This is a genomic window from Microvirga sp. HBU67558 (assembly GCF_018069605.1).
Lineage (GTDB): Bacteria > Pseudomonadota > Alphaproteobacteria > Rhizobiales > Beijerinckiaceae > Microvirga > Microvirga terrae.
This window is the reverse complement of the sequence record NZ_JAGPUP010000562.1, coordinates 67,704-89,624: the sequence shown is the minus strand read 5'-3', so window position 1 is coordinate 89,624 and position 21,921 is coordinate 67,704. Positions and strand designations below refer to the sequence as shown.

General features: G+C 64.4%; 23 protein-coding genes. 20 read left to right on the top strand and 3 right to left on the bottom strand.

Translation table 11 applies throughout. The annotated features are described in order from the left end of the window. Position 1: 1 nt before the first annotated feature. Positions 2-1,972 (bottom strand): amidohydrolase, encoded by a 1,971-nt coding sequence (locus KBI52_RS30580; protein ID WP_210812683.1) that lies wholly within the window; start codon positions 1,970-1,972, stop codon positions 2-4. A 100-nt stretch (positions 1,973-2,072) separates the two neighbouring features. Further along, positions 2,073-2,756 (bottom strand): hydrolase, encoded by a 684-nt coding sequence (locus KBI52_RS30575; protein WP_173949382.1) that lies wholly within the window; start codon positions 2,754-2,756, stop codon positions 2,073-2,075. Positions 2,757-2,950: 194 nt separating this feature from the next. Here KBI52_RS30575 and KBI52_RS30570 point away from each other — a divergent pair, with 194 nt between their 5' ends. The 19 genes from KBI52_RS30570 to KBI52_RS34335 all read left to right on the top strand — a co-directional run bounded on the left by KBI52_RS30570 (position 2,951) and on the right by KBI52_RS34335 (position 20,063). After that, positions 2,951-3,919, top strand: a complete 969-nt coding sequence (locus tag KBI52_RS30570) for a VOC family protein (protein WP_173949381.1) — start codon at positions 2,951-2,953, stop codon at positions 3,917-3,919. Between the two features lie 87 nt (positions 3,920-4,006). Continuing rightward, entirely contained in the window at positions 4,007-4,930 is a 924-nt protein-coding gene (locus tag KBI52_RS30565) for a helix-turn-helix transcriptional regulator (protein ID WP_173949380.1), read from the top strand. 112 nt (positions 4,931-5,042) lie between these two features. Next, the gene (locus tag KBI52_RS30560) at positions 5,043-6,017 is read left to right on the top strand and encodes an ABC transporter substrate-binding protein (protein WP_210812682.1); all 975 of its coding nucleotides are present in this window, start codon (positions 5,043-5,045) and stop codon (positions 6,015-6,017) included. 8 nt (positions 6,018-6,025) lie between these two features. Beyond that, the gene (locus tag KBI52_RS30555; protein WP_210812681.1) at positions 6,026-6,787 is read left to right on the top strand and encodes an ABC transporter permease; all 762 of its coding nucleotides are present in this window, start codon (positions 6,026-6,028) and stop codon (positions 6,785-6,787) included. Continuing rightward, positions 6,784-7,428 carry an ABC transporter ATP-binding protein gene (locus KBI52_RS30550; protein WP_210812680.1) on the top strand — a complete coding sequence of 215 codons (645 nt, stop codon included), beginning with the start codon at positions 6,784-6,786 and terminating at the stop codon, positions 7,426-7,428. The genes KBI52_RS30555 and KBI52_RS30550 overlap by 4 nt, the downstream gene beginning before the upstream one ends. Continuing rightward, positions 7,425-8,597: an ABC transporter substrate-binding protein gene (locus KBI52_RS30545; RefSeq protein WP_210812679.1), complete on the top strand. Its 1,173-nt coding sequence runs from the start codon at positions 7,425-7,427 to the stop codon at positions 8,595-8,597. The genes KBI52_RS30550 and KBI52_RS30545 overlap by 4 nt, the downstream gene beginning before the upstream one ends. Further along, a complete protein-coding gene (locus KBI52_RS30540; RefSeq protein WP_210812678.1) occupies positions 8,585-9,547 on the top strand; it encodes a PQQ-dependent catabolism-associated beta-propeller protein in 963 nt (320 codons plus the stop codon). Before KBI52_RS30545 ends, KBI52_RS30540 begins: the two co-directional genes overlap by 13 nt. Continuing rightward, entirely contained in the window at positions 9,544-10,260 is a 717-nt protein-coding gene (locus tag KBI52_RS30535; RefSeq protein ID WP_210812677.1) for an ABC transporter ATP-binding protein, read from the top strand. The genes KBI52_RS30540 and KBI52_RS30535 overlap by 4 nt, the downstream gene beginning before the upstream one ends. Continuing rightward, positions 10,257-11,066, top strand: a complete 810-nt coding sequence (locus tag KBI52_RS30530; protein ID WP_210812676.1) for an ABC transporter permease — start codon at positions 10,257-10,259, stop codon at positions 11,064-11,066. The genes KBI52_RS30535 and KBI52_RS30530 overlap by 4 nt, the downstream gene beginning before the upstream one ends. A gap of 70 nt (positions 11,067-11,136) precedes the next feature. Further along, complete coding sequence (locus KBI52_RS30525) at positions 11,137-11,304, top strand: hypothetical protein (protein WP_173949372.1); 168 nt, start codon at positions 11,137-11,139, stop codon at positions 11,302-11,304. Between the two features lie 116 nt (positions 11,305-11,420). Next, positions 11,421-13,229 carry a methanol/ethanol family PQQ-dependent dehydrogenase gene (locus tag KBI52_RS30520; protein ID WP_210812675.1) on the top strand — a complete coding sequence of 603 codons (1,809 nt, stop codon included), beginning with the start codon at positions 11,421-11,423 and terminating at the stop codon, positions 13,227-13,229. Continuing rightward, a complete protein-coding gene (locus KBI52_RS30515) occupies positions 13,210-14,034 on the top strand; it encodes a substrate-binding domain-containing protein (protein WP_210812674.1) in 825 nt (274 codons plus the stop codon). The genes KBI52_RS30520 and KBI52_RS30515 overlap by 20 nt, the downstream gene beginning before the upstream one ends. After that, positions 14,031-14,591 carry a c-type cytochrome gene (locus tag KBI52_RS30510; RefSeq protein ID WP_173949369.1) on the top strand — a complete coding sequence of 187 codons (561 nt, stop codon included), beginning with the start codon at positions 14,031-14,033 and terminating at the stop codon, positions 14,589-14,591. Before KBI52_RS30515 ends, KBI52_RS30510 begins: the two co-directional genes overlap by 4 nt. Before the next feature lie 7 nt (positions 14,592-14,598). Beyond that, positions 14,599-15,603, top strand: coding sequence for a cytochrome c oxidase subunit II (gene coxB / locus KBI52_RS30505; RefSeq protein ID WP_173949368.1), 1,005 nt, complete (start codon positions 14,599-14,601; stop codon positions 15,601-15,603). An 83-nt stretch (positions 15,604-15,686) separates the two neighbouring features. Continuing rightward, complete coding sequence (ctaD, locus tag KBI52_RS30500; RefSeq protein ID WP_371823231.1) at positions 15,687-17,612, top strand: cytochrome c oxidase subunit I; 1,926 nt, start codon at positions 15,687-15,689, stop codon at positions 17,610-17,612. 2 nt (positions 17,613-17,614) lie between these two features. After that, positions 17,615-18,244: a cytochrome c oxidase subunit 3 gene (locus tag KBI52_RS30495; protein WP_247654749.1), complete on the top strand. Its 630-nt coding sequence runs from the start codon at positions 17,615-17,617 to the stop codon at positions 18,242-18,244. Positions 18,245-18,248: 4 nt separating this feature from the next. Further along, positions 18,249-18,599: a hypothetical protein gene (locus KBI52_RS30490; RefSeq protein ID WP_173949366.1), complete on the top strand. Its 351-nt coding sequence runs from the start codon at positions 18,249-18,251 to the stop codon at positions 18,597-18,599. Then, positions 18,596-19,501: a cytochrome c oxidase assembly protein gene (locus tag KBI52_RS30485; protein ID WP_173949365.1), complete on the top strand. Its 906-nt coding sequence runs from the start codon at positions 18,596-18,598 to the stop codon at positions 19,499-19,501. Before KBI52_RS30490 ends, KBI52_RS30485 begins: the two co-directional genes overlap by 4 nt. Beyond that, complete coding sequence (locus KBI52_RS34335; protein ID WP_315974879.1) at positions 19,488-20,063, top strand: c-type cytochrome; 576 nt, start codon at positions 19,488-19,490, stop codon at positions 20,061-20,063. Before KBI52_RS30485 ends, KBI52_RS34335 begins: the two co-directional genes overlap by 14 nt. An 82-nt stretch (positions 20,064-20,145) precedes the next feature. Here KBI52_RS34335 and KBI52_RS30475 read toward each other — a convergent pair whose 3' ends face one another. Then, positions 20,146-21,039, bottom strand: a complete 894-nt coding sequence (locus KBI52_RS30475) for a LysR family transcriptional regulator (protein ID WP_173949364.1) — start codon at positions 21,037-21,039, stop codon at positions 20,146-20,148. Positions 21,040-21,176: 137 nt separating this feature from the next. Between KBI52_RS30475 and KBI52_RS30470 the strand changes: the two genes are divergently transcribed. Next, positions 21,177-21,905 carry an SDR family oxidoreductase gene (locus KBI52_RS30470; protein WP_173949363.1) on the top strand — a complete coding sequence of 243 codons (729 nt, stop codon included), beginning with the start codon at positions 21,177-21,179 and terminating at the stop codon, positions 21,903-21,905. Positions 21,906-21,921: the final 16 nt, after the last annotated feature.

The following is a 21,921-nucleotide window of genomic DNA, read 5'->3' as shown; positions in this document are numbered from 1 at the left end:
CTCAGAAGGCCCAGCAGGAGCAGCCGAGCGCTCCCCAGAAAGAGCGTGAATCCGACGTCGGTGATGCGGATCCCCAGGCCGCGGCATGGGAATGGCCATGCACACCGCAGGAATTGACGCAGCCGCAGGCAGCCGCTGCCGCGAAGGTGTATTTTCGGTCGGATTCAGGACCGGCCCGGCGCTGCTGGTAGCCACCGAACGTGCGGACAGGGGACCAGTCCGGCATCGGGGGTGGCAGAGGCGGCGCGAAATCCTTGAACTCGGCATCGCCGTAGACCGGCCGACCGCCGAGAAGGGTGAGAACCGACGCGATGTCCTGGATCGCGTCCTCCGGAACGGAGAAGAAATCGTCGGACAGAACCGCCAGGTCCGCCAGCTGGCCCACCTTGATCTGACCCTTCTTGCCTTCTTCCGTCGAGAACCAGGTGTTGGCTTCGGTCCACAGGCGAAGGGCGGTTTCGCGGTCGAGGCGGTTCGCCGCCGGATAGAGCGTCAGCCCTCCGAGGGTCTTGCCCGTCACGAGCCAGGACAGGGAGACCCAGGGATTGTAGGAGGCCACCCGGGTGGCATCGGTGCCTGCGCCCACGGGAACGCCGGCCTCCAGCATGCGCCGGACCGGGGGCGTGTGCTCGGCCGCCCTGTCGCCGTAACGCTCCACGAAATCCTCGCCCTGGAACGCCATCCGGTGCTGGACCGCGATACCGCCGCCGAGAGCCGCGATCCGGTCGATGTTGCGCTCATCGACGGTCTCGGCGTGATCGATGAACCAGTGCAGGCCCTCGAGCGGCACGTCCCTGTTTACCCTCTCGAACACATCGAGCGCCCGGGTGATCGTCTCGTTGTAGGTGGCGTGCAGGCGCCACGGCCAGCGGTTCTGGGCGAGCAGGCGCACGACGGGCTCGAGATCGGCCTCCATCGAGGGCGGCATCTCGGGCCGTTCGACCTTGAAATCCTCGAAGTCGGCAGCCGAATAGACCAGCATCTCGCCGGCGCCGTTATGGCGGTAGAGATCGTCGCCCTGGCCTGGCTTGACCTGCTTGGACCAGGTGTCGAAATCCGTCAGTTCTTCCTTCGGCTTCTGCGTGAAGAGGTTGTAGGCGAGACGCACCGTGAGCTGGCCCTCCCGATGCAGCTCCTCGATGATCCGGTAATCGTCCGGATAGTTCTGGAAGCCGCCTCCGGCATCGATGACGCCGGTCACTCCGAGGCGGTTCACCTCGCGCATGAAATGGCGCGAGGAGTTCTTCTGGTACTCGGGCGGAAGCTTCGGGCCCTTCGCCAGGGTGGCGTACAGGATCGTGGCATTGGGCCTGGCGATCAGCAGGCCCGTGGGATTGCCCTGCGCGTCCCGCTGGATCTCGCCGCCGGGAGGATTGGGCGTGTCCTTGGTATAGCCGACGGTCCGCAGGGCGGCGCCGTTCAACAGCGCACGGTCGTAAAGGTGCAGGATGAAGACAGGGGTGTCGGGCGAGACGGCGTTGATCTCGTCGAGGGTCGGCAGCCGCTTCTCGGCGAATTGATGCTCCGTGAAGCCGCCGACCACGCGCACCCATTGCGGCGCCGGTGTGCGGTCCACCTGTTTCTTCAGCATCCGCATGGCATCGGCCAGGGAGCGGACCCCGTCCCAACGCAGCTCCATGTTGTAGTTGAGGCCGCCACGGATGATGTGCATGTGGCTGTCGATCAGGCCGGGGATGACCCGGCGGCCGTTCAGATCCACGCGGCGCGTGTCGGGGCCGGCGAGGGTCATGATCTCCCGTTCGGCGCCGACGGCGACGAAGCGCCCGTCCCGGATAGCCACAGCGGATGCTTCGGGAGCCTGACGATCGAGGGTCGTGATCCTGCCGTTGAACAGGATCAGGTCGGCGGACGTCTTCATCGTCTGAGCCTCCAGGCCTTTGGGAAGAGCAAAGCCCGCCCCGAATGCACCAAGGCCGGCGAGCACGGTACGACGATCATGGGGCATGGACATAGCCGGCTTTCGCTCGCGTCTGCCGGGCATGGCAGTCGACGGGACATCGAAGAGGATGGAGCGGATGCAGGGATGGTCCTGCACCCGCCGGGGGAGCCGGCTATTCCGCCGCGACCGCCGAGTCGCCGTGGGCGCCTTCGCTCGCGCCGAACATGGTCTTGGCGTAGATGATGCCGAGACCGTAGGCGCCGCCGTACTTCTTCGCGATTCCCGTCGTCAGGTCGTAGGTTTCGGTCCGGGCCCAGTCGCGCTGCAGTTCGAGCAGATATTGCAGAGCGGTCATCGGCCGGACGCCGGCCTGGATCATGCGTTCCACGGCGCGCTCGTGCGCCTCGGTCGAGACATCGCCGCACGCATCGGTCACCACATAGACCTCAAAGCCCTGATCGAGCGCCGACAACGTCGGGCCGACGATGCAGACCGACGTCCAAAGGCCCGCGAAAACCAGGCGGCTCTTGCCGATCCGGTTGACCTCGTCGATGACGGCCGCATCCTCCCAGGTGTTCATCGACGTGCGGTCGAGAAGGCTCTGGCCCGGAAAGGCGTCCGTGACCTCGGAGAACATCGGGCCCGAGAAGCTCTTCTCCGCGACGGTCGTCAGGATCGTCGGAACCCTGAAGCCGGCCGCAGCCTGGGCGATCATGGCTGCATTGTTGCGCAGGTTCACGGCATCGATCGACTTCGTCGCAAACGACATCTGCGACTGGAAGTCGATGAGGATCAAAGCGTGATCGGCGGGGTTGATGAGGTTCGAGCCGGGCGTAGGGGATGCTTTGACGGACATGGTCGATCCTGTTCGGGTGAGGGCTGGCGGGGGAACAATCGAGCCATTGGTCTTGAGAATCTTGTCGAAAATGAAACGGACTTGGACGATCTGGGCTTGGCGTTCGGGAAAGTGTCGGTCTCTGGCAAAAGAGGACGAGACAAACGCGATTACCAGCCGATAGGGTGGCGGAAACGATACACCGGAGTGCAGCCATGGCCGGACGCGGCCTTCATCACGTGACGCTGATCTCGAGCGACGCTGAGCGGAGCTGCCGCTTCTACGCGTGTCTTCTCGGCATGAGGCTCGTCAAGCGGACGGTGTCTCACGAGGATCCAGGGACGTTCCACCTCTGCTTCGGTGACGAGGTCGGCCGGCCAGGCACCCTGTTTACCCTGTTCCCGTGGCAGCGGGTGCCTCGCGGCAGGCGCGGGGCCTGCGAGGCATGGCAGACGGCGTTCCGCATTCCCCTGGGAGCGCTGGACTGGTGGAAGCGTCGCTTTCAGGAGGCCGATGTTCCCTGCGGGATCGGATGGACGGGATTCGGTGAGCCGTGCCTCATGTTCGAAGATCCCGACGGCGCGATGCTGGCCCTCGTGGAGGCGGCCGCGCCCGTGGCGCCTGAACCTCGGAATCGTTCCGACGTTCCCGCGGCCTATGCAATCCAGGGACTTCACGATCTTGTGTTGAAGGTGCGCTTGGCCGATCCGCTGAGCGAGTTGTTTCGAGAGATCCTGGACTTTAACGAGATTGGCCGCCGGGGCCAACTTGTCCGCCTCGCGGCGCATGACCAACCGGGCGGCACCATCACGCTCGACGAGGCCGGCCTTCTCCCGCGAGGTCAGCTTGGAGCAGGGAGCATTCATCATGTTGCCATCCGGGCCCGCGACGCCCTCGACCAGGATTCCCTTGTGCGCGCGCTTCACGACAGGTACGGAATCGTTGCAACTGAGTCCAAAGACCGAATCTATTACCGGTCTGTCAATTTCCGTTCGACCTGCGGCCTTCTCCTGGAACTCGCGACGGACGGGCCGGGGTTCGATATCGATGAAAATTCTGAAAGACTGGGCATGAGCTTGAAGCTTCCTCCCTCCCTCGAGGAGAGGCGCGGCGAGCTCGAACTGCTTCTGCCGTCTCTGCCGCTTCCGACATCCAGGCGACATGAATCCGAGGAGATAACATAAACCCGGATGCCTCCGTCGTACGAGGAACGTGAAGAGCGAAGGATTCAACCGTAAGGCCAGGATCTCCATTGATTGAAGCGAGTTGACATGCCAGCCGTTCAGGAAAACACACAATCCGGGTTGTTCGGCCGGCGGCTCGGACGTCATGTCGAGATGGTCAGCCAGAGCATCCTGCAGGTCTCGAAGGACAACCGTCTCTCCCTCGCCGTCACGCGGCTGACCTGCATGCGCCAGGATCGGGATCGGACGGTTCTGATCGAGCCCGAGGCCGCCTTCAGCGCGACCTACAAATTGAAGGACGTGGAGGAGCACGAGTTCTGGCTCAACGGCCGCATGCGGTACGCGCGAGGCTTCGCGGCAGGGACGGTCAGCGCGGCCGACCTGTCGGAAGATCCTCGCAGCCGAATTCGTGGGCCGTTCGACGGCGTGCAGTTCTACATGCGCAAGGAGGCTCTGGACGATCTCGCCTATGAGCGCGGCGCGTCGCCGATATCGACTCTGCGCGCCCTGCCCGATGCCAATGATCCCATCCTGGGATCGATGTGCGCATTCCTTCTCTCGGCACCGCCGGAACTGTCACAGACCAATCCGCTGTTCGTCGATCAGATGGCTCTGAGCCTGCTGACCTATTTTGCAGAAGGCTATGGGGGCATGCATCTCCCGGCTATTCCCGACAACGGCAAGCTCGCATCGTGGCAGGAGCGACGCGCCAAGGAAATCATGCACTCCCGTCTTGCAGCCCGTCTGACCATCGCCGACATCGCGCGCGAATGCCGTCTCACGCCAAGCTATTTCGCCAAGGCCTTCCGCCGCACGACAGGAATGAGCCCGCATCACTATCTGACGCATATCCGCGTGCAGGAAGCCAAAAGCCTCCTCATGTCCTCGACCTTGCCCTTGGCCGACATCGCGCTCATCTGCGGCTTCGGCGATCAGAGCTATTTCACCCGCGTCTTCACGCGCTGCGTTGGCGCGAGCCCCGGAAAATGGCGCCGGGCGATGCATCGTTGATTGAAGGCCCTGGCCCTGTCGACCCGGCGGGCGGCCCGCGCATCGGATTGGATTCGGAACCAATCCAAAGCTTGACCGTTGACTGGGGCTGTCGTTTGCCCCGAGTTCGGCCATGCGTGTCAGAATTGCCTGGTTCATCCTCGTCCTGCTCGCCCTCGGACCCGCGCAGGCCCAGGAAGACCGCACGGTCCGGGCCGGACTGCTCAGGTTCGGCACCGTCGCCTGGGAAATCGACACCCTCCGCCATTACGGGCTCGACCGGAAGCACGGGATCACCGTGGTGCCGGTCGAGTTTGCATCCAACGAAGCGGCCAAGGTCGCCCTGCAGGCGGGCGCGGTGGACGTGATCGTCACGGACTGGCCCTGGGTGGCCCGCCAGCGGAGCGAGGGAGCCGACTTCAGCTTCGTTCCCTATTCACGGGCCGTCGGCGCGCTCATGCTTCCGCCCGCTTCCAAGGTCGGGAGCCTCCGTGACCTCAAGGGCAAGCGCATCGGCGTTGCAGGCGGACCTCTCGACAAGAGCTGGCTTCTCCTCCGGGCCTTTGCCCAGCAGGAACTCGGTGTCGATGTCGCGGAGTCCGTCGAGCCCGTCTTCGGAGCCCCGCCGCTGCTCAACGAGGAGCTGTCCCGCGGCCGCATCGACGCCGTCTTGACCTATTGGCATTATGCGGCCCGTCTGGAGGCCGACGGGGCCAGAGCGCTCCTGTCCGTCGACGACATGATCCGCGGCCTCGGCATCGATCACGAGGTGCCGATGCTGGGCTATGCCTTTCGGGAGAGCTGGGCCGTCCGTGCGGATGCGACCCTTCAGGGTTTCGTCGCAGCTTCCCGGGATGCGAAGGCGCTGCTTGCCGGCGCGAAGGACGAGTGGATCCGTCTGGCCCCGCAGATCGGAACCGACGACCCGGTAGCCCTGGCGGCCCTCCAGCATGGTTTTCGCAGAGGAATTCCGGATCGGTGGTCTGAAGCCGAGAGACAGGCTTGCGCCGAACTGTATGCTATTCTTGCAAAGATAGGGGGCGACAAGCTGGTCGGATCGTCGAGCGTGCTGGATGCGAAGACCTTCTGGCCCGCAATCTCCTATTGAGGCCGCCGATGCGTGCTGCTGAGGTCGAGGGCAGGGGGGCGTGGCAGGGCATTGCCTCTGTCCTGCTCTTCCTGTGCCTGTGGCAGATTGGGGCCAGCTGGGTCGGGAGCAGGCTGTTTCCCGGTCCCCTCGCGGTGCTGCAGGGCCTCGTCCATGAGGCGGTCGACGGACCCTTGCTTCATCATCTCGGAATCACCATGGCGCGGGTCGGCATCAGCTTTGCGATCGCCATGGTCGCCGGCACGGCCCTGGGCGTCGCCCTCGGACGCCTGGGATGGCTCGACCGCTGGCTCAATCCGTGGCTCGTCATCCTGCTCAATGTGCCGGCGCTGGTGATCATCATCCTGACCTATGTGTGGCTCGGCCTGGTCGAGACCGCGCTTCTGGTGGCAGTGGCGCTCAACAAGATCCCCAACGTCGCCGTGACGCTTCGGGAAGGTGCGAGAGCCCTCGACCGGGACTACACGGACGTCGCGCAGGTCTACCGCTTCGGCCCATGGACGACGCTGCGCGAGGTCATTGCGCCTCAGCTGGCGCCCTATGCCCTGGCCGCAGCCCGCAACGGACTCGCGCTGGTGTGGAAGATCGTTCTCGTGGTCGAGTTGCTCGGACGCTCCAACGGGGTCGGGTTCCAGCTGCAGAGCTATTTTCAGCTCTTCGACGTGCCGCGGGTCATGGCCTACGCGGCTGCCTTCGTCCTGTGTGTCATGCTCATCGAGGCCGTGCTGTTCGCGCCGCTCGAACGCCGCTCTGGGCGGTGGCGTCGATGACGATTCGGATCATGATCGACCGGAAGATTCATCCGGCGCGAGGCGGTGCTCCCCCTCGCGTGCTGTTCGACAACCTGACCCTCGAACTCGCCGACGGCGAGGTTTGTGCCATCGTGGGGCCATCGGGCATCGGCAAGTCCAGCCTCCTGCAGATCGTGGCCGGGCTGGACACGGATTTCGAGGGATCCATCACGGGCTTGCGGCAGCCCGTCGGCTATCTCTTCCAGACGCCGCGCCTTCTCCCGTGGCGAACCGCGCGCAGGAATCTCGAGCTTGCTCTTCCAGACCAGCCCGCAAAGGCCGGAGACTGGCTGCGTCAGATCGGTTTGGCAGACTCGGAAGACGTCTACCCGCATCAGCTTTCGCTCGGCATGGCGCGGCGCGTGGCCCTGGCCCGTGCGCTGGCGGTGGAGCCGAAGCTGCTCCTCCTGGACGAGCCCTTCGCGTCTCTCGACGACGATACGTCTCGCGAGATGCAGGATCTTGTGGCGTCCCATGTGCGCCGTCTGCGCCCAACGACACTGCTCGTCACACATCACTGGCACGAGGCGGCCCTCGCTCATCGCGCCATCACCTTGGGCGGGTCCCCGGCCCGGATCGTCGAGGACCGGCCCCTTCACGAGGCGAGAGCCGCTGAATGAAGATCATTCTGGTCCTGATCGCGATGGTCCTGTCCGCGCCTGCTCTGGCCGAGGAAGGCGTCATCACCATCGCAGTCATCACGCAGGAGCGCGATCCGGTCGAGCCGGTCTCTCCGATCGACCGGTCGATCCGGGACGAGGGGATCGCAGGGGCTCGGCTGGGTCTCTCCGACAACGCGACCACCGGCCGGTTCACCGGACAGAGCTTCACGCTCGTGGAGCGGACCGTCAAGATTGACGGCAAGCCCGAGGACGTCATCCGGGAACTGGTGCGGGAAGGCGTCCGGCTTGTTGTCTCGGATCTCGATGCGCCGCTCCTGTTGGCCGCGGCTTCCGTGCCCGACGCCCGTGAGATGCTGCTCATCAATGCCCGCGCACCGGATGATGCGCTACGCAACGAGTCCTGCCGCGCCAACGTGCTTCATACCATCCCGAGCCGCGCCATGCTGGCCGACGCGCTCGCGCAGTATCTGATGTCCAAGCGTTGGCGGCGCTGGTTTCTCGTGACCGGCGGCACGTCCGGCGACAGGCTGCAGGCCGACGCCTTCCGCCGGGCGGCTGCCCGCTTCGGAGCCGACATCGCCGTCGAGAAGGACTGGACCTTCAAGCCGGGTCATGCGCGCTCGGATACGGGCCATGTGACGTTGCAGACCGAAATCCCCGCTTTGACTCAGGTTACGGATCACGACGTGCTCGTCGTCGCCGATGAGGCGAACGAGTTCGGCGAGTTCCTCTCCTACCGCACGGCGCGGCCTCGTCCCGTCGCCGGCACGCATGGGCTCGTCACCACGGGCTGGAGTCCCGTGTCGGAGCAATGGGGGGCAACGCAGCTTCAGTCCCGTTTCGAGAAATCCGCCGGCCGCCGGATGAGCGCCATCGACTACGCTGCCTGGGCGGCGGTGCGCGCCATCGGGGAAGCCGCTGTCAGATCCCGCAGTGCCGACCCGGCCGGGATTGCATCGTTCCTGCGCGGCCCGGATTTCATCCTCTCCGGCTTCAAAGGGCAGGGGCAGAGCTTCCGTGCCTGGGACGGGCAGATGCGACAGCCGATCCTCATCGCGGGGCCTCGGCTTCTCGTCTCCGTCTCACCGCAGGCGGGTTATCTGCACCGCGGATCCGAACTCGATACGCTGGGAACAGACCGGGAGGAGAGCCGATGCAAGCTTTGATCTTAGCGTTGCTGGCAATCGCGCTCAACCTCCAGGTGGTTTTCGCCGAGACGGTGTATGTATCGAACGAGCAGGACAACACCATCTCGGTCATCGATGGAACCACCTTGGACCAGACGGGTACGATTCCTGTCGGGCGCCGACCGCGAGGCATCGGGCTGAGCGCGGACAGGCAGAAGCTCTATGTGGCGGTGGGCGACGACAACCGGATCGATGTGGTGGATCTCAAATCCCGAAGAGTGGAAGGCTCGCTGCCGTCCGGCGAGGACCCGGAATTCTTCGTGCTGCATCCGGACGGGCGCCGTCTGTTCGTGGCCAACGAGAATGACAACCTCGTCTCCGTCCTGGACATCCCCGGACGTCGCATCGTGGCCGAAGTGCAGGTGGGCGTCGAGCCGGAGGGAATGGGCGTGAGCCCGGACGGACGCTTCGTCGTGAATACCTCAGAGACCACGAGCATGCTCCACGTGATCGATGCGCAGACGCTGGAGCTCGTCGACAACGTACTTGTCGGCACGCGTCCGCGGGTGGCGCAAGTCTCGGGCGACAGCCGTCAGATCTGGGTTTCGTCCGAATTGCGCGGGACCGTGGAGGTGTTCGATGCCGAGACGCGTGAGCCTTTGGCCAGGATCGCCTTCGAGGTGCCGGGTGTTCCACGCGAGCTCGTGCAAGCGGTCGGCATTCAGCTGACATCCGACGGCTCCCGCGCCTATGTGGCGCTGGGTCCCGCGAACCGGGTCGCCGAGATCGACGCGAAGACCTTCAAGGTGCTGCGCACCTACCTCGTCGGCCAGCGTGTCTGGCACGTCGCCCTCTCACCGGATGGAAAGCGCCTCTACACGGCCAACGGCAATTCGAGCGATGTCTCGGTGATCGATCTCGACGACAGGCAGGTGGTGAAGACCATCGGGGTCGGCCGTTCGCCCTGGGGCCTCGTCGTCGCGCCATGACGGCCCTTGCCATCGACAATCTGAGCCACGGCTTCGGCACGCGTCGTGCGTTGTCCGAGGTGAACCTGTCGGTGGAACCCGGCTCCTTCGCGGTGCTCCTGGGACCCAACGGTGCGGGCAAGACGACGCTCATCGCTCTCGCGACCGGACTCTACAACGCGCAGCACGGCGACATCCGCATCTTCGGCCACTCAATCCGCCGCGACCCTATCCGGGCTCTCGCCCGCCTCGGCGTCGTGTTCCAGATGCCGACACTGGATCTGGATCTCACAGTCAGTCAGAACATGGCCTATCATGGCGCCCTGCACGGGCTCTCGCGCGGGGAGGCTCGGGAGCGTGCAGGAGAGGAACTGGGACGCTTCGGCATCAACGACCGGCGGGACGACAAGGTGCGATCCCTTTCGGGCGGACTGCGCCGGCGTGTGGAAATCGCACGGGCGCTTCTGCATCGGCCCAAGCTCCTGATCGTCGATGAGGCGACGGCCGGTCTCGACATTGCCGCCCGCCAGCTGCTCCTGTCTCACGTGCGCTCCCTCTGCCGCGGCGGCTTGAGTGTTCTTTGGGCCACTCACATGCTCGGGGAGGTCGAGCCTTCGGATCGGCTCGTGATCCTGCATCAGGGGACGGTGCGCTGGGACGGAAGGGCCGGCGACCTCGCCCCGAATGAAGGTCTCGAAGCAGCCTTTCTGCGGATCACGGGTGGGCCGTCATGACGATGCGCTATGCCGTGCGAGCCCTGACCGGCATCATGCATCGGGAAATGTTGCGTCTCGTCGGACAGCGCGGGCGATTGGCTGCGGCGGTCGTGCGGCCTTTGGTCTGGCTCGGAATCTTCGCCGTGGGGTTCCGCTCGGTGCTCGGGCTCTCGATCATTCCGCCGTACCAGACCTACATTCTGTACGAGGTCTACATTGTCCCTGGGCTGGCCGGGATGATGCTGCTGTTCCATGGCATGCAGAGCTCGCTGTCCATGGTCTACGACCGGGAGATGGGATCGATGCGGGTGCTCCTGACCGCCCCGTTGCCGCGCTGGTGGCTGCTGGGCGCCCGCCTGCTTGCCAATACCGTGACGGTGTTGCCCATCGTCTACCTGTTTCTCGTCCTCGCCCGGTTCTGGGACGTCCGGCCGCCCGCACTCGGCTATCTGGCAACGTTGCCGGCCCTCGGCCTCGCCGGCCTCATGCTGGCGTCGTTCGGCCTGGCCTTATCGTCCATGATCCGTCAGCTCGAGAATTTCGCCGGGGTGATGAACTTCGTCATCTTTCCGCTCTTCTTCGCCTCGACGGCGCTTTACCCGCTCTGGCGGCTGGAAGAGGTGAGCCCGATCCTCGCCGCGATCGCCTGGCTCAACCCGTTCTCCCACGCGGTCGAGCTGATCCGCTTCGCCCTCTATCTGCGGTTTGAGCCGGTGGCATTGGCCGTCTGTATTGCCGCCCTGGCGGTCTTCTTCGGACTTGGCGTCTGGGGCTATGATCCCGGCCGCGGCTTCTGGGCGCGTCGGGTCGCCGAGGGATCTTGACCGTAGCGAGTGGAACAGGGGCGTCGATTCCCAGTTGCATTCACGGCAGTAACCGCACCGGTGATCGATCATGACAGAGCCGCAGACCAGCTCATTGCGGAAGGATTTTCGGGTTTTTCGTGAGCCGGGCTTTCTGGTGACGCTTCTCCTGATCGGGCTCCTGGCAGCCGTGGGCGCCTACATTCTCGTTGCCGCGTCCAATGATTACGGGATACCAGTACGCGAGTACTGGCGTTGAGCTCCTGATCAAAGTTCCCTTACGGAATGATCACATTTTCGGGAACATACCGGAAGCTGCGCGGTTAGAGTCGAGCCGCGACCGACGCGGCGCGTCAAGCGTTCCGGAGAGCTATCTTGGATGGAGCTCGACTTGCCCTCGTTCTGGCGATCTCGCTGATCCTTCAGCTTGCCTCCCCGATTTTGGCCCAGTCCGCTCCCCCGCAGCCTGCCGCGCCATCCTTCGCTGCGACGCCCGAAGACGGGCAGTGGACGATCCCGCAGAAGAACTACGCATCGACCCGCTATAGCGATCTGTCCGAGATCAACACCGAGACGGTGAAAAATCTCCAGGTGGCCTTCACCTTCTCGACAGGCGTCAACAAGGGACAGGAATCAGCCCCGCTCGTCGTCGGCGGCACGATGTACGTTCTCTCTCCCTATCCCAACATCCTCTATGCCCTGGATCTCACGCAGCCCGGCGCGCCGATGAAATGGCAGTACAACCCGAAGCCGGCCGCCGCCGCCCAGGGTGTCGCCTGCTGCGACGTGGTCAACCGTGGCCCCACCTTCGCCAACGGCCGGATCGTCTTCACGACGCTTGACGCCCATGTGGTGTCCGTGAACGCCGAGACCGGCGAGGAGGTGTGGAAGACCAAGCTTGGCGACATCAACCGGGGCGAGACCATGACCATGGCGCCTCTGGTCGTGAAGGACAAGGTGATCGTCGGCATCTCGGGGGGCGAGTACGGGGTGAGGGGCTGGATTCAGGCCCTCGACATCAATTCCGGGAAGAGCGTCTGGAAGGCCTACAACACCGGCCCGGATCAGGACGTGAAGATCGGACCGACCTTCAAGCCCTTCTACGACAGCGATAAGGGCAGGGATCTCGGTGTCACCACTTGGCCGGCAGACGCCTGGCAGCAGGGCGGCGGCACAGTGTGGGGATGGCTGTCCTACGATCCCGAGCTCAACCTCCTCTATCATGGAACCGGCAATCCGGGTCCCTGGAACCCCAACCAGCGCCCCGGCGACAACAAATGGACGGCGGGCATCTTCGCCCGGGATCCCGACACCGGCGAGGCGCGGTGGTTCTACCAGACCGCACCACACGATCTCCATGACTGGGACAACATCAACGAGTTGATCCTCCTCGACATGGATTGGGAGGGACAGCCCCGCAAGGTGCTCGTTCATCCGGGGCGGACGGGTTTTCTCTACGTGATCGACCGCACCACCGGTGAGGTTCTGTCTGCGAAACCGTTTCATGCGCTGACAGCCGTGACGGGCGTCGACCTCAAGACGGGCCGCATCCAGTATAATGCTGAGAAGGAGCCTGTGAACAACCGCGTGGTGCGCGACATCTGCCCCACCGCTCCCGGCGCGAAGGACTGGAACCCGAGCGCGTTCTCCCACAGGACCGGTCTTCTCTATATCCCGCACATGAACATGTGCATGGACTGGGAGAGCGTCGAGCCGAACTACATCGCCGGAACGCCCTATGTCGGCGCGGAGGTCCGCATGTATCCCGGGCCCGGCGGCCACATGGGCGAATTCTCCGCGTGGGATCTTCAGGCGGGCAAAGAGCTCTGGACGATCAACGAGCGCTTCCCGCTCTGGAGCGGTGCGCTCGCCACCGCCGGCGACGTGGTGTTCTACGGCACCATGGAGGGCTGGTTCAAAGCCGTGCATGCGCGCACCGGCGAGGTGCTGTGGCAATTCAAAGTCGATTCCGGAATCATCGGTCAGCCGACCACCTATCGCGGGCCCGACGGCAAGCAATATGTCGCCATTCTCTCCGGCGTCGGCGGCTGGGCCGGGGCGATCGTCTCCGGGGATCTCGACCCGCGGGACGGCTCGGCCGCCAAAGGGTTCGTCAACGCCATGCGGGACCTGAAGAACGTCACCACCAAGGGAGGAACGCTCTATGTGTTCAAGCTTCCTTAAAGGTGCCGCTCTTGCCGCATTGCTGGTGATGGCCGGCGGTGTTCATGCGCGGGAACTTCGCGTCTGCGCCGATCCCAACAATCTCCCGTTCTCCAATGAAGCCGGCGAGGGCTTCGAGAACAAGATCGTTTCCCTGATCGCCCAGGAACTCGGCGCGGAGGTTCGCTATACCTGGTGGGCGCAGCGCCGCGGCTTCCTGCGCAACACGCTCAAGGCCGAGATCTGCGACCTGGTGCCCGGTCTTCCTGCCAATCTGGAAGGCGTGCGAACGACCGCGCCCTATTACCGGTCCTCCTATGTCTTCGTCACCCGTACGGGTGGTCCCGAAATCCAGTCCTTCAACGATCCGGCTCTTCGTGCCGTGAGGATCGGCGTCCATCTCATCGGCGACGACGGCTCGAACACGCCGCCGGCGCACGCCCTCTCCCGCCGCGGCATCGTGGAGAACGTGCGCGGCTTCATGATTTATGGCGACTACAACGAACCCGATCCGCCGGCGCGCATCCTCAGGGCCCTGGCGAACGGCGACATCGACGTCGCCGTCGTCTGGGGGCCTCTCGGAGGCTACTTCGCAGAGCGCGAGGGCGTTCCGCTGACAGTAAACCCCGTGCGCCCGATCTTCGACGGTCCGCAGCTTCCCATGGCGTTCGATATTTCAATGGCCGTCCGAAAGGACGATGAGACGCTGCGCCAGGAGGTCGATGCAGCGCTCGCCCGGCGCCGGTCCGAGGTGGATGCCATTCTTGCAGCCTTCAGGGTCCCGCGTCTCGACACCGGCATGAAGCAGGCAGGGCGCACGCCATGAGAACGCTTCTGATCCTGTCCATTGCCGCCTTAGCCCTCGTGGCCTGCGAGAGGGAGGATCGCGAGTACCGGTCCAACCCGGTCACGGCCGAGACGAACGAGAAGATCGCCCTGGTCCCCTTGTCGGCTGGTCCCGGTGGGCCAACCGAGCAGAGGTCAGGCATTGGCAAGGACTACGAGGAGAACGCCTATCACATCTCGCAGGGGCAACGCCTGTATACCTGGTTCAACTGCAATGGCTGCCACGCCAATGGCGGCGGCGATTCCGGACCGGCGCTCATGGATGACCGCTGGATCTATGGCGGGCAGATCGAGAACATCGTCCAAACGATCCGGGAAGGGCGGCCGAACGGCATGCCGTCGTTCCGCGGGAAGATTCCCGACGATCAGATCTGGCAGATTGCGGCCTATATCCGCTCCATGGGCCGCAACGTGCCGAAGCCGGCGGCGCCGAGCCGCAAGGACGATATGAGTCCCGGGCCTGCCGAGCAGCGCCGCCCGCCGGGCGAGGTGATCGACGGCGGGCAGATTCCACCCTCCGCCCAAATGCCGCAATGAGGCGGGGATGAGAAGGCTCGGCCCCATTCTTCTGTTCTCCACTCTGCCTCTCGGAGGCTGTCAGGGCTGGCAATCGGCGCTCGACGCGCACGGGCCTGCCGCAGGCGTCTTGGCACGCATGTTCTGGACCTTCGTCGCCGTGCTCGCCACGGTGTGGGTCCTGACCATGATCGCCCTTCTCCTGTCGCTGCGCAGACGGCGCCCTGCCGGTGCCGACCCGCTGGCCACGGACCCCGCAACCGAGCGGCGTATGACCATCACGGTCTCGATCGCCATCGCCCTGACGCTCGTGACGGTCGTTTCCCTGACGGGCCTCAGCTATGCGGCCCAGAAAGTGCTGTTCGCCCACAAGGAGGGAGGGCTGACACTCCTGGTCAAGGGGCAGCAATGGTGGTGGCAGGTGACCTACGAGGATCCACAGCCGAACCGTGTCTTCACCACGGCCAACGAAATCCACATCCCGGTCGGCGAGCCCGTGCTGATCAAGCTCGAATCCTCCGACGTGATCCACTCCTTCTGGGTTCCGAGCCTCACCGGCAAGATGGATGCGATTACCGGCCGGCAGAACCAGATCCAGATCCAGGCGGACCGTCCGGGCTTGTACCGCGGACAATGTGCGGAGTATTGCGGCCTGCAGCATGCGCATATGGGTCTGCTCGTGGTCGCGGAGAGCAGGGAGGACTTCGAGCGGTGGCGCGAGCAGCAGATCTCCTCCGCCATTCCGCCGAACGATGACGAGCGGCAGCGCGGCATGGAGATCTTCATGTCGAAGCCCTGCATCATGTGCCACCAGATCCGGGGAACGGATGCCGGCGGCAAGGTCGCCCCGGACCTCACGCATGTGGGAAGCCGTCGCACTATCGGCGCCGGAACCCTGGAGACGACGCGGGGGAATATCGCCGCGTGGATCGTGGACCCGCACGGCGTCAAGCCGGGCGTGAACATGCCAACGATTCAGCTCGATCCCGACGAGGTTCAGCCTCTCGCAACCTATCTGGAGGGGCTGAAGTGACCCGGGCGATCACATCCCACGATCTCGATGCCGTTCCCGAGATCTCGCGCCTTGCGACGGGGGAGCGTGGCGGCATTCCCGGCGTGCAGAGCGAGGCGGATGCGCCTCCGAGCCCCGATGAACTGCGCGACGATCAGGTGGACGGCGCGGAGCTGACGGCACGGCTCGCCAAGACCTGGGGCACCGACAAGGGACTCGTCGGCACTCTCTCCACGGTGGACCACAAGATCATTGGCCGCCGCTACATCATCACGGCGATCCTTTTCCTGTTCCTGGGCGGCCTGTCCGCTGTCGTCATGCGCATGCAGCTGGCCGTCCCTGAGAACAGGCTCGTCGGGCCGGATCTTTACAACCAGCTCTTCACCATGCACGGCACCACGATGATGTTCCTCTTCGGCGTGCCGATCGGCGAGGCCTTCGCGGTCTATCTGGTGCCGCTCATGGTGGGCACCCGCAACATCGCGTTCCCGCGCCTGAACGCCTATTCCTACTATGTCTATCTCTTTGGCGGCCTTATGATCTGGGTCGCGTTCATGCTCAATATCGGCCCGGATGTCGGATGGTTCGCCTATGTTCCGCTCTCGGGTCCTGAGTTCTCTCCCGGCAAGCGGGCGGATTTCTGGGCGCAGATGATCACCTTCACGGAGGTGTCCGGAATCGCGGTGGCGATTTCCATCATCGTGACGGTGTTCAAATTGCGCGCGCCCGGCATGACGCTGGATCGCATTCCGCTCTTCGTCTGGGCTGAACTCGTCAATTCCTTCGTCATCATCTTCGCTCTGCCTGCGGTGGTGACGGCTTCGGCCACCCTGATGATGGATCGGCTCGTTGGAACGCATTTCTTCAACCCGGCGGAAGGCGGCGACGCGCTGCTCTACCAGCACCTGTTCTGGTTTTTCGGCCATCCGGAGGTCTACATCATCTTCCTGCCGGCCACGGGCTGGGTCTCGGCCATCGTGGTCACCTTCGCCCGACGGCAGGCCTTCGGCTACATCGCTCTCGTGCTGTCGCTCATCGCGACCGGCTTCCTGTCGTTCGGTCTGTGGGTGCACCACATGTTCACGACCGGGCTGCCGCAGCTCGGCGCCAGCTTCTTCACTGCGTCCAGCATGCTGATCGCCATCCCGAATGGCATTCAGATCTTCTGCTGGATCGCGACCCTGTGGGACGGGAGGCCTGTGTTCCGCGCGCCGCTTCTGTTCATCATCGGGTTCTTCTTCATCCTCGTGGCCGGAGGACTGTCGGGCATCATGCTGGCCTCAGTGCCGCTCGACACCCAGGTCCACGACACGTTCTTCGTGGTCGCCCATTTCCACTACGTACTGATCGGCGGCAACGTTTTCCCGCTCATCGCTGCAGTGTATTACTGGTTCCCTAAATTCACCGGCCGCATGATGAGCGAGCGGCTCGGCAAGTGGCATTTCTGGCTCGCCTTCATCGGCTTCAACGTCACCTTCTTTCCCATGCACATCACGGGCCTGATGGGCATGCCGCGCCGGGTCTACACCTATCTGCCGGAAATGGGCTGGGCGAACCTGAACCTCCTCTCCTCCGCCGGGGCGGTCCTGTTCTTCGGAAGCTTCGTCCTCTTTCTCTACAACATCGTGTCTAGCGCCCGCCGCGGCCCTCTGGCAGGACCCAATCCCTGGGATGCCGGAACCCTCGAATGGGCGGCAGCCTCGCCGCCCATGCCACAGAATTTTGACCGCATCCCCGTCGTGACCAATCGCGAGCCGCTCTGGGCGCACCGCGACAGCCTTCCCGTCGTCGCAGGATTGAGCGTCGAGAACCGGGAACAGATCGTCTCCACGATCACCCATGGCCGCGCGGACTTGCGGGAGTCCACGCCGGAGCCGTCGATCTGGCCCTTCATGGCGGCGATTGCGACGACGATTCTCTTCGTCGGCTCCATGTTCACCCCCTGGGCTTTGGTGTGGGGCAGCATTCCGCTTGCAGTGACGCTCATGGGGTGGTTCTGGCCGAAGCCGAGCATGGAGGACGAGCGATGACGATGGACGCTCAATCCCGCGACGCCATGCTGCCGCATCGGATCGTGCTGAACGCCAGGGGCTTGCCGGCCTATGCTTATGGCCCGCGCAGCCCAATCTGGTGGGGGACGGTGGGCTTCGCGGCTGCCGAGGGCATGGGTTTCGCTCTTGCCGGCGGCATGTATTTCTATCTCGTCTTCATCAATGGCAGCTGGCCGCTGAGCGCGCCGCCGCCGGACCTCCTCTGGTCGAGCATCTTCACGATCGTCCTCCTCATCAGTGTCTGGCCGAACCAGCGGGCCAAGCGGGACGGGGAGCGCGAGGACCTTGCGGGGTCGCGCCGCAATCTCGTGATCATGAGCCTGCTCGGCGTGGCGCTTCTGGGCATCCGCGTATTCGAGTTTGGGACGCTCCACGTGCGATGGGACCAGAATGCCTACGGGTCTGTGGTGTGGCTCCTTCTCGGCCTGCATACGCTGCACCTGCTCACGGATCTGGGCGACACCATCGTGCTCACGGTGCTGATGTTCACCCGACACGGCCACGGCAAGCGCTTCTCCGATGTGGGTGACAACGCTTTCTACTGGTATTTCGTCGTGGCCTCGTGGCTGCCGATCTATGTCATCCTCTACTGGTTCCCGAGATGGTGGTGACGCCATGGCAGGACTGATCTCACGCGGCCTGCCATCTGCTGGCGTCTTTGCCGGACCGATCGCCTGGCTGGCCGACACGCAATTCAACTACGCGGCCGTGCCCTGGGTCTGCGCCCATCAGGTGCCGCTCATCCCCCTCTTCGCCCTGGCCATGGCGGCCATCAGCCTTGTCGGCGGCTTCCTCTCCTGGCGCGGATATGCCAGCGCGGCGCCGAAGCCGGTGCCGGATTCCACCGGGGCCGGGCGGCCGCATCGTTTCGTGGCCCTCATGGGCATCGCGATCGCGCTTCTGTTCACGATCGTCATCCTGCTCCACGGCGTGGCCGGACTCGTCTTCCACGGGTGCGAGCGATGAGAGCGCTTGCCGTTCTGCTGCTGCTTGTATGCGTCGGCGAGGCGCAGGCCCATTCCGGTCATGTGCACTGGACCGACACCGACACTACTTGGACCTGGAATCCCTGGGTTACCGTTCCATTGATTGTATCCGGCTCCCTGTACGCGATGGGCACGGCGCATCTCTGGCGCCGGGCCGGCATCGGGCGGGGCGTCAGGATCTGGCAGGCCCTGTGCTTCGCCGCCGGCTGGCTGCTGCTCGTCTCAGCGCTCGTTGCGCCGCTCCACTGGCTGGGAGAGCGCCTGTTCGTCGCTCACATGATCGAGCATGAGATCCTCATGACTGCCGCAGCCCCGCTCCTCGTCATAGGCCGTCCGGTGGCGATGCTCTGGGCTTTTCCGACAAGCCTGCGCGCCCGCATCGGCGGGTGGGGCCAGTCACCCTCTGTGACGACAACATGGCTCTGGCTCACCACTCCGCCGACGGCCACTCTGCTCCATGGCTTGGCGCTCTGGATCTGGCACGCACCCGGACTTTACGAGGCGGCCCTCGCCGATCCGTGGATCCACTGGCTGCAGCATCTCAGCTTCTTCGTCACGGCTCTCCTGTTCTGGCGCGCACTCCTCATGGGCCGACAGCGCACCTATGGCGCGTCGGTGTTCTACCTCTTCGTGACTTCGCTCCATACCGGGTTCCTCGGCATCCTGCTGGCCCTGTTCCGCAGGCCGATCTATCCGGCGCAGACCTCCCAGGCGGCGGAGTGGGGTCTCACCCCGCTCGAGGATCAGCAACTGGCTGGCCTGTTCATGTGGATCCCCGCCGGAATGGTCTATGCCGGCGCGGCGCTGATCCTGGCCGGCCTGTGGATCGCCCGATCCGGACCGCGGCACCTCGGAGGAAGGCATGCTCATGCAGCGCGCTAGGACCCTCACCCCGCTGGCGGCAGCGCTGGCCCTTGGAACGGCATGGATCTTTCTCAGCCCCCGGCGCACCGGATCGGCATCGCGCCCAAGGCGGAGAGAGCCGGCCCCGTTCAATCCCGAGGCTCACCTGCGGGGCGTCCGGGTTGCCGGACCGACCCGCTTCCGCACTCGCGCGGTCTATCTCGTGCTCTGTCTGCTTGTGCTGATCGGAGCCGGCATCTATGCCGGATATCAGATGAAGTTCGACCGGGAGGCCCGGACCCGTGCTGTAGCGCTCACCATGGGCGATCCGGACCTGGGGAGGTATCTTGCGCAGCGCTATGGCTGCGCCGGGTGTCACACGATCCCCGGCGTTCCCGGCGCTCAGGGCAAGGTCGGGCCGACGCTCCAGGGGTTTGCCGCTCGGGTCTATATTGGCGGCGTGGCCACCAACTCACCGGATAGTCTCATCCAATGGATCGAGAACCCGCGCACCATCGATCCCAAAACGGCCATGCCCGCCACGGGCATATCCCGCGCTGAGGCGCGGCATGTCGCGGCCTATCTCTACACGTTGCGCTGAGTTGTCCGAGTGCCTGACGGCATCTGAACAAACTCCTGGATGGATGTACGTGAGCCTCACGGCAGTCCGTCCGGGCCGATGGTCAACGGCGCTGCTTGCGTAGGTAGTCCACGAGAACACGCAGCTTGAGCGGCAGGTTTCGGCGATTGGGATAATAGAGGTAAAAACCCGGAAAGGGTGGGCAGAACTCCTCGAGGAGCGGCACGAGTTCAGCCTGAGAGATATAGGGGCGGAAGGTCTCTTCCATGCCGAAGGTCAGACCTGCTCCTGCTCGGGCCAGCTGGATCATCACCCGCATCTCGTTGGTGGTCACGCGCGGATCAACCGCCACATCGAAGTCGCGCCCGCTCTCCGTGAACTCCCACCGATAAGGTGCGACCTGAGGACTTGGACGCCAGCCGATGCAGCAATGTCCGGTCAGATCCCGCGGGTGGGCGGGGGCGCCATGCCGGGCCAAGTAATCAGGCGAGCCCACGACGATCTGCCGTTGCTCGGCCGATACCGCAACGGCGATCATGTCCTGCTCGATCACCTCGCCTAGCCTGACGCCGGCGTCGAAACCTTCGGCGACGATGTCGAACTCCTCGTCGGTCACGGTGATATCAAGGCGGATGTCGGGATAGGCAGCAACGAATCCCGCCAGCAGTGAGCCACTCAGGAATCTCTCTGCAATGGAGGAAACCGTCAGGCGCAGCATGCCGCTGGGCTGCTCGCGCATCTCGCCCATGGCCTCGACCGCCGCACCGAGATCGGCGAGGGCAGGACGCACAGACTCGTAAAGCCGCTCGCCGGCTTCCGTCAGACGGACGCTTCGGGTCGTGCGCTGAACAAGTGCCATGCCCATGCGCTCCTCGAGCCGCCGGACAGCCTGGCTCACGGCCGAGCGGGTAACGCCCAGGCGTTCGCTCGCGGCCCGAAAGCTCTGCGCCTCCGCAACGGTCACAAAGACGGTGATTCCAGCAAGGTCCATAGCCATTGGTGACAAAAACTTACCAGCTCATGCAGAACTGGCAAGTCGATCATGCCGGCGGCTCGCACTACGTTGTGTCCGCAAGCCCGATGCCGAGGGGGCATCGACGGTATGGACACAGACGGAAATAGAAGGATCAGATGATGTCTGAGACAAAAATCATCATCATTACAGGCGCCTCCAGTGGGATCGGCGAAGCCGTTGCGCTGGAACTGTCCAAAGCCGGTCATGTCGTCGTGGTGGGTGCCCGACGGACTGATCGCCTTCACGATCTGGCCAGCCGGATCGAGGCATCCGGCGGCACCGCCCGCGCCCACCGGCTCGACGTGACCTCGCGGGATGATTTTGATCGTATCCTGTCCGCGACCCTTGAGGAGTTCGGCCGGGTCGATGTCATCGTCAACAATGCGGGTGTCATGCCGCTGTCCCCCCTCAGGGCCCTCAAGGTGAGTGAGTGGAACCAGATGGTCGACGTCAACATCAAGGGCGTCCTGAACGGGATCGCGGCCGTGCTGCCCCACATGGAAGCCCGGGGCTCCGGTCATGTCATCAACGTTGCGTCGATCGGGGCGCATCGTGTCTCGCCGACGGCTGCGGTCTATTGCGCCACCAAGCATGCGGTCTGGGCGATCTCGGATGGCCTGCGCCAAGAGACGGACCGCCTGCGGGTCACGGTGATCTCTCCAGGCGTTGTCACGAGCGAACTGGCGGAGACGATTTCGAACGACACCGCACGTGATGCCATGCGGGAATTTCGAAAGGTCGCTATCGAGCCGGATGCAATCGGCCGAGCGGTTCTCTACGCGATCGAGCAGCCATCCGACGTGGATGTCAGCGAGATTGTCGTCCGTCCGACGGCAAGCCCTCACTGATAACGGAGGGGCAACG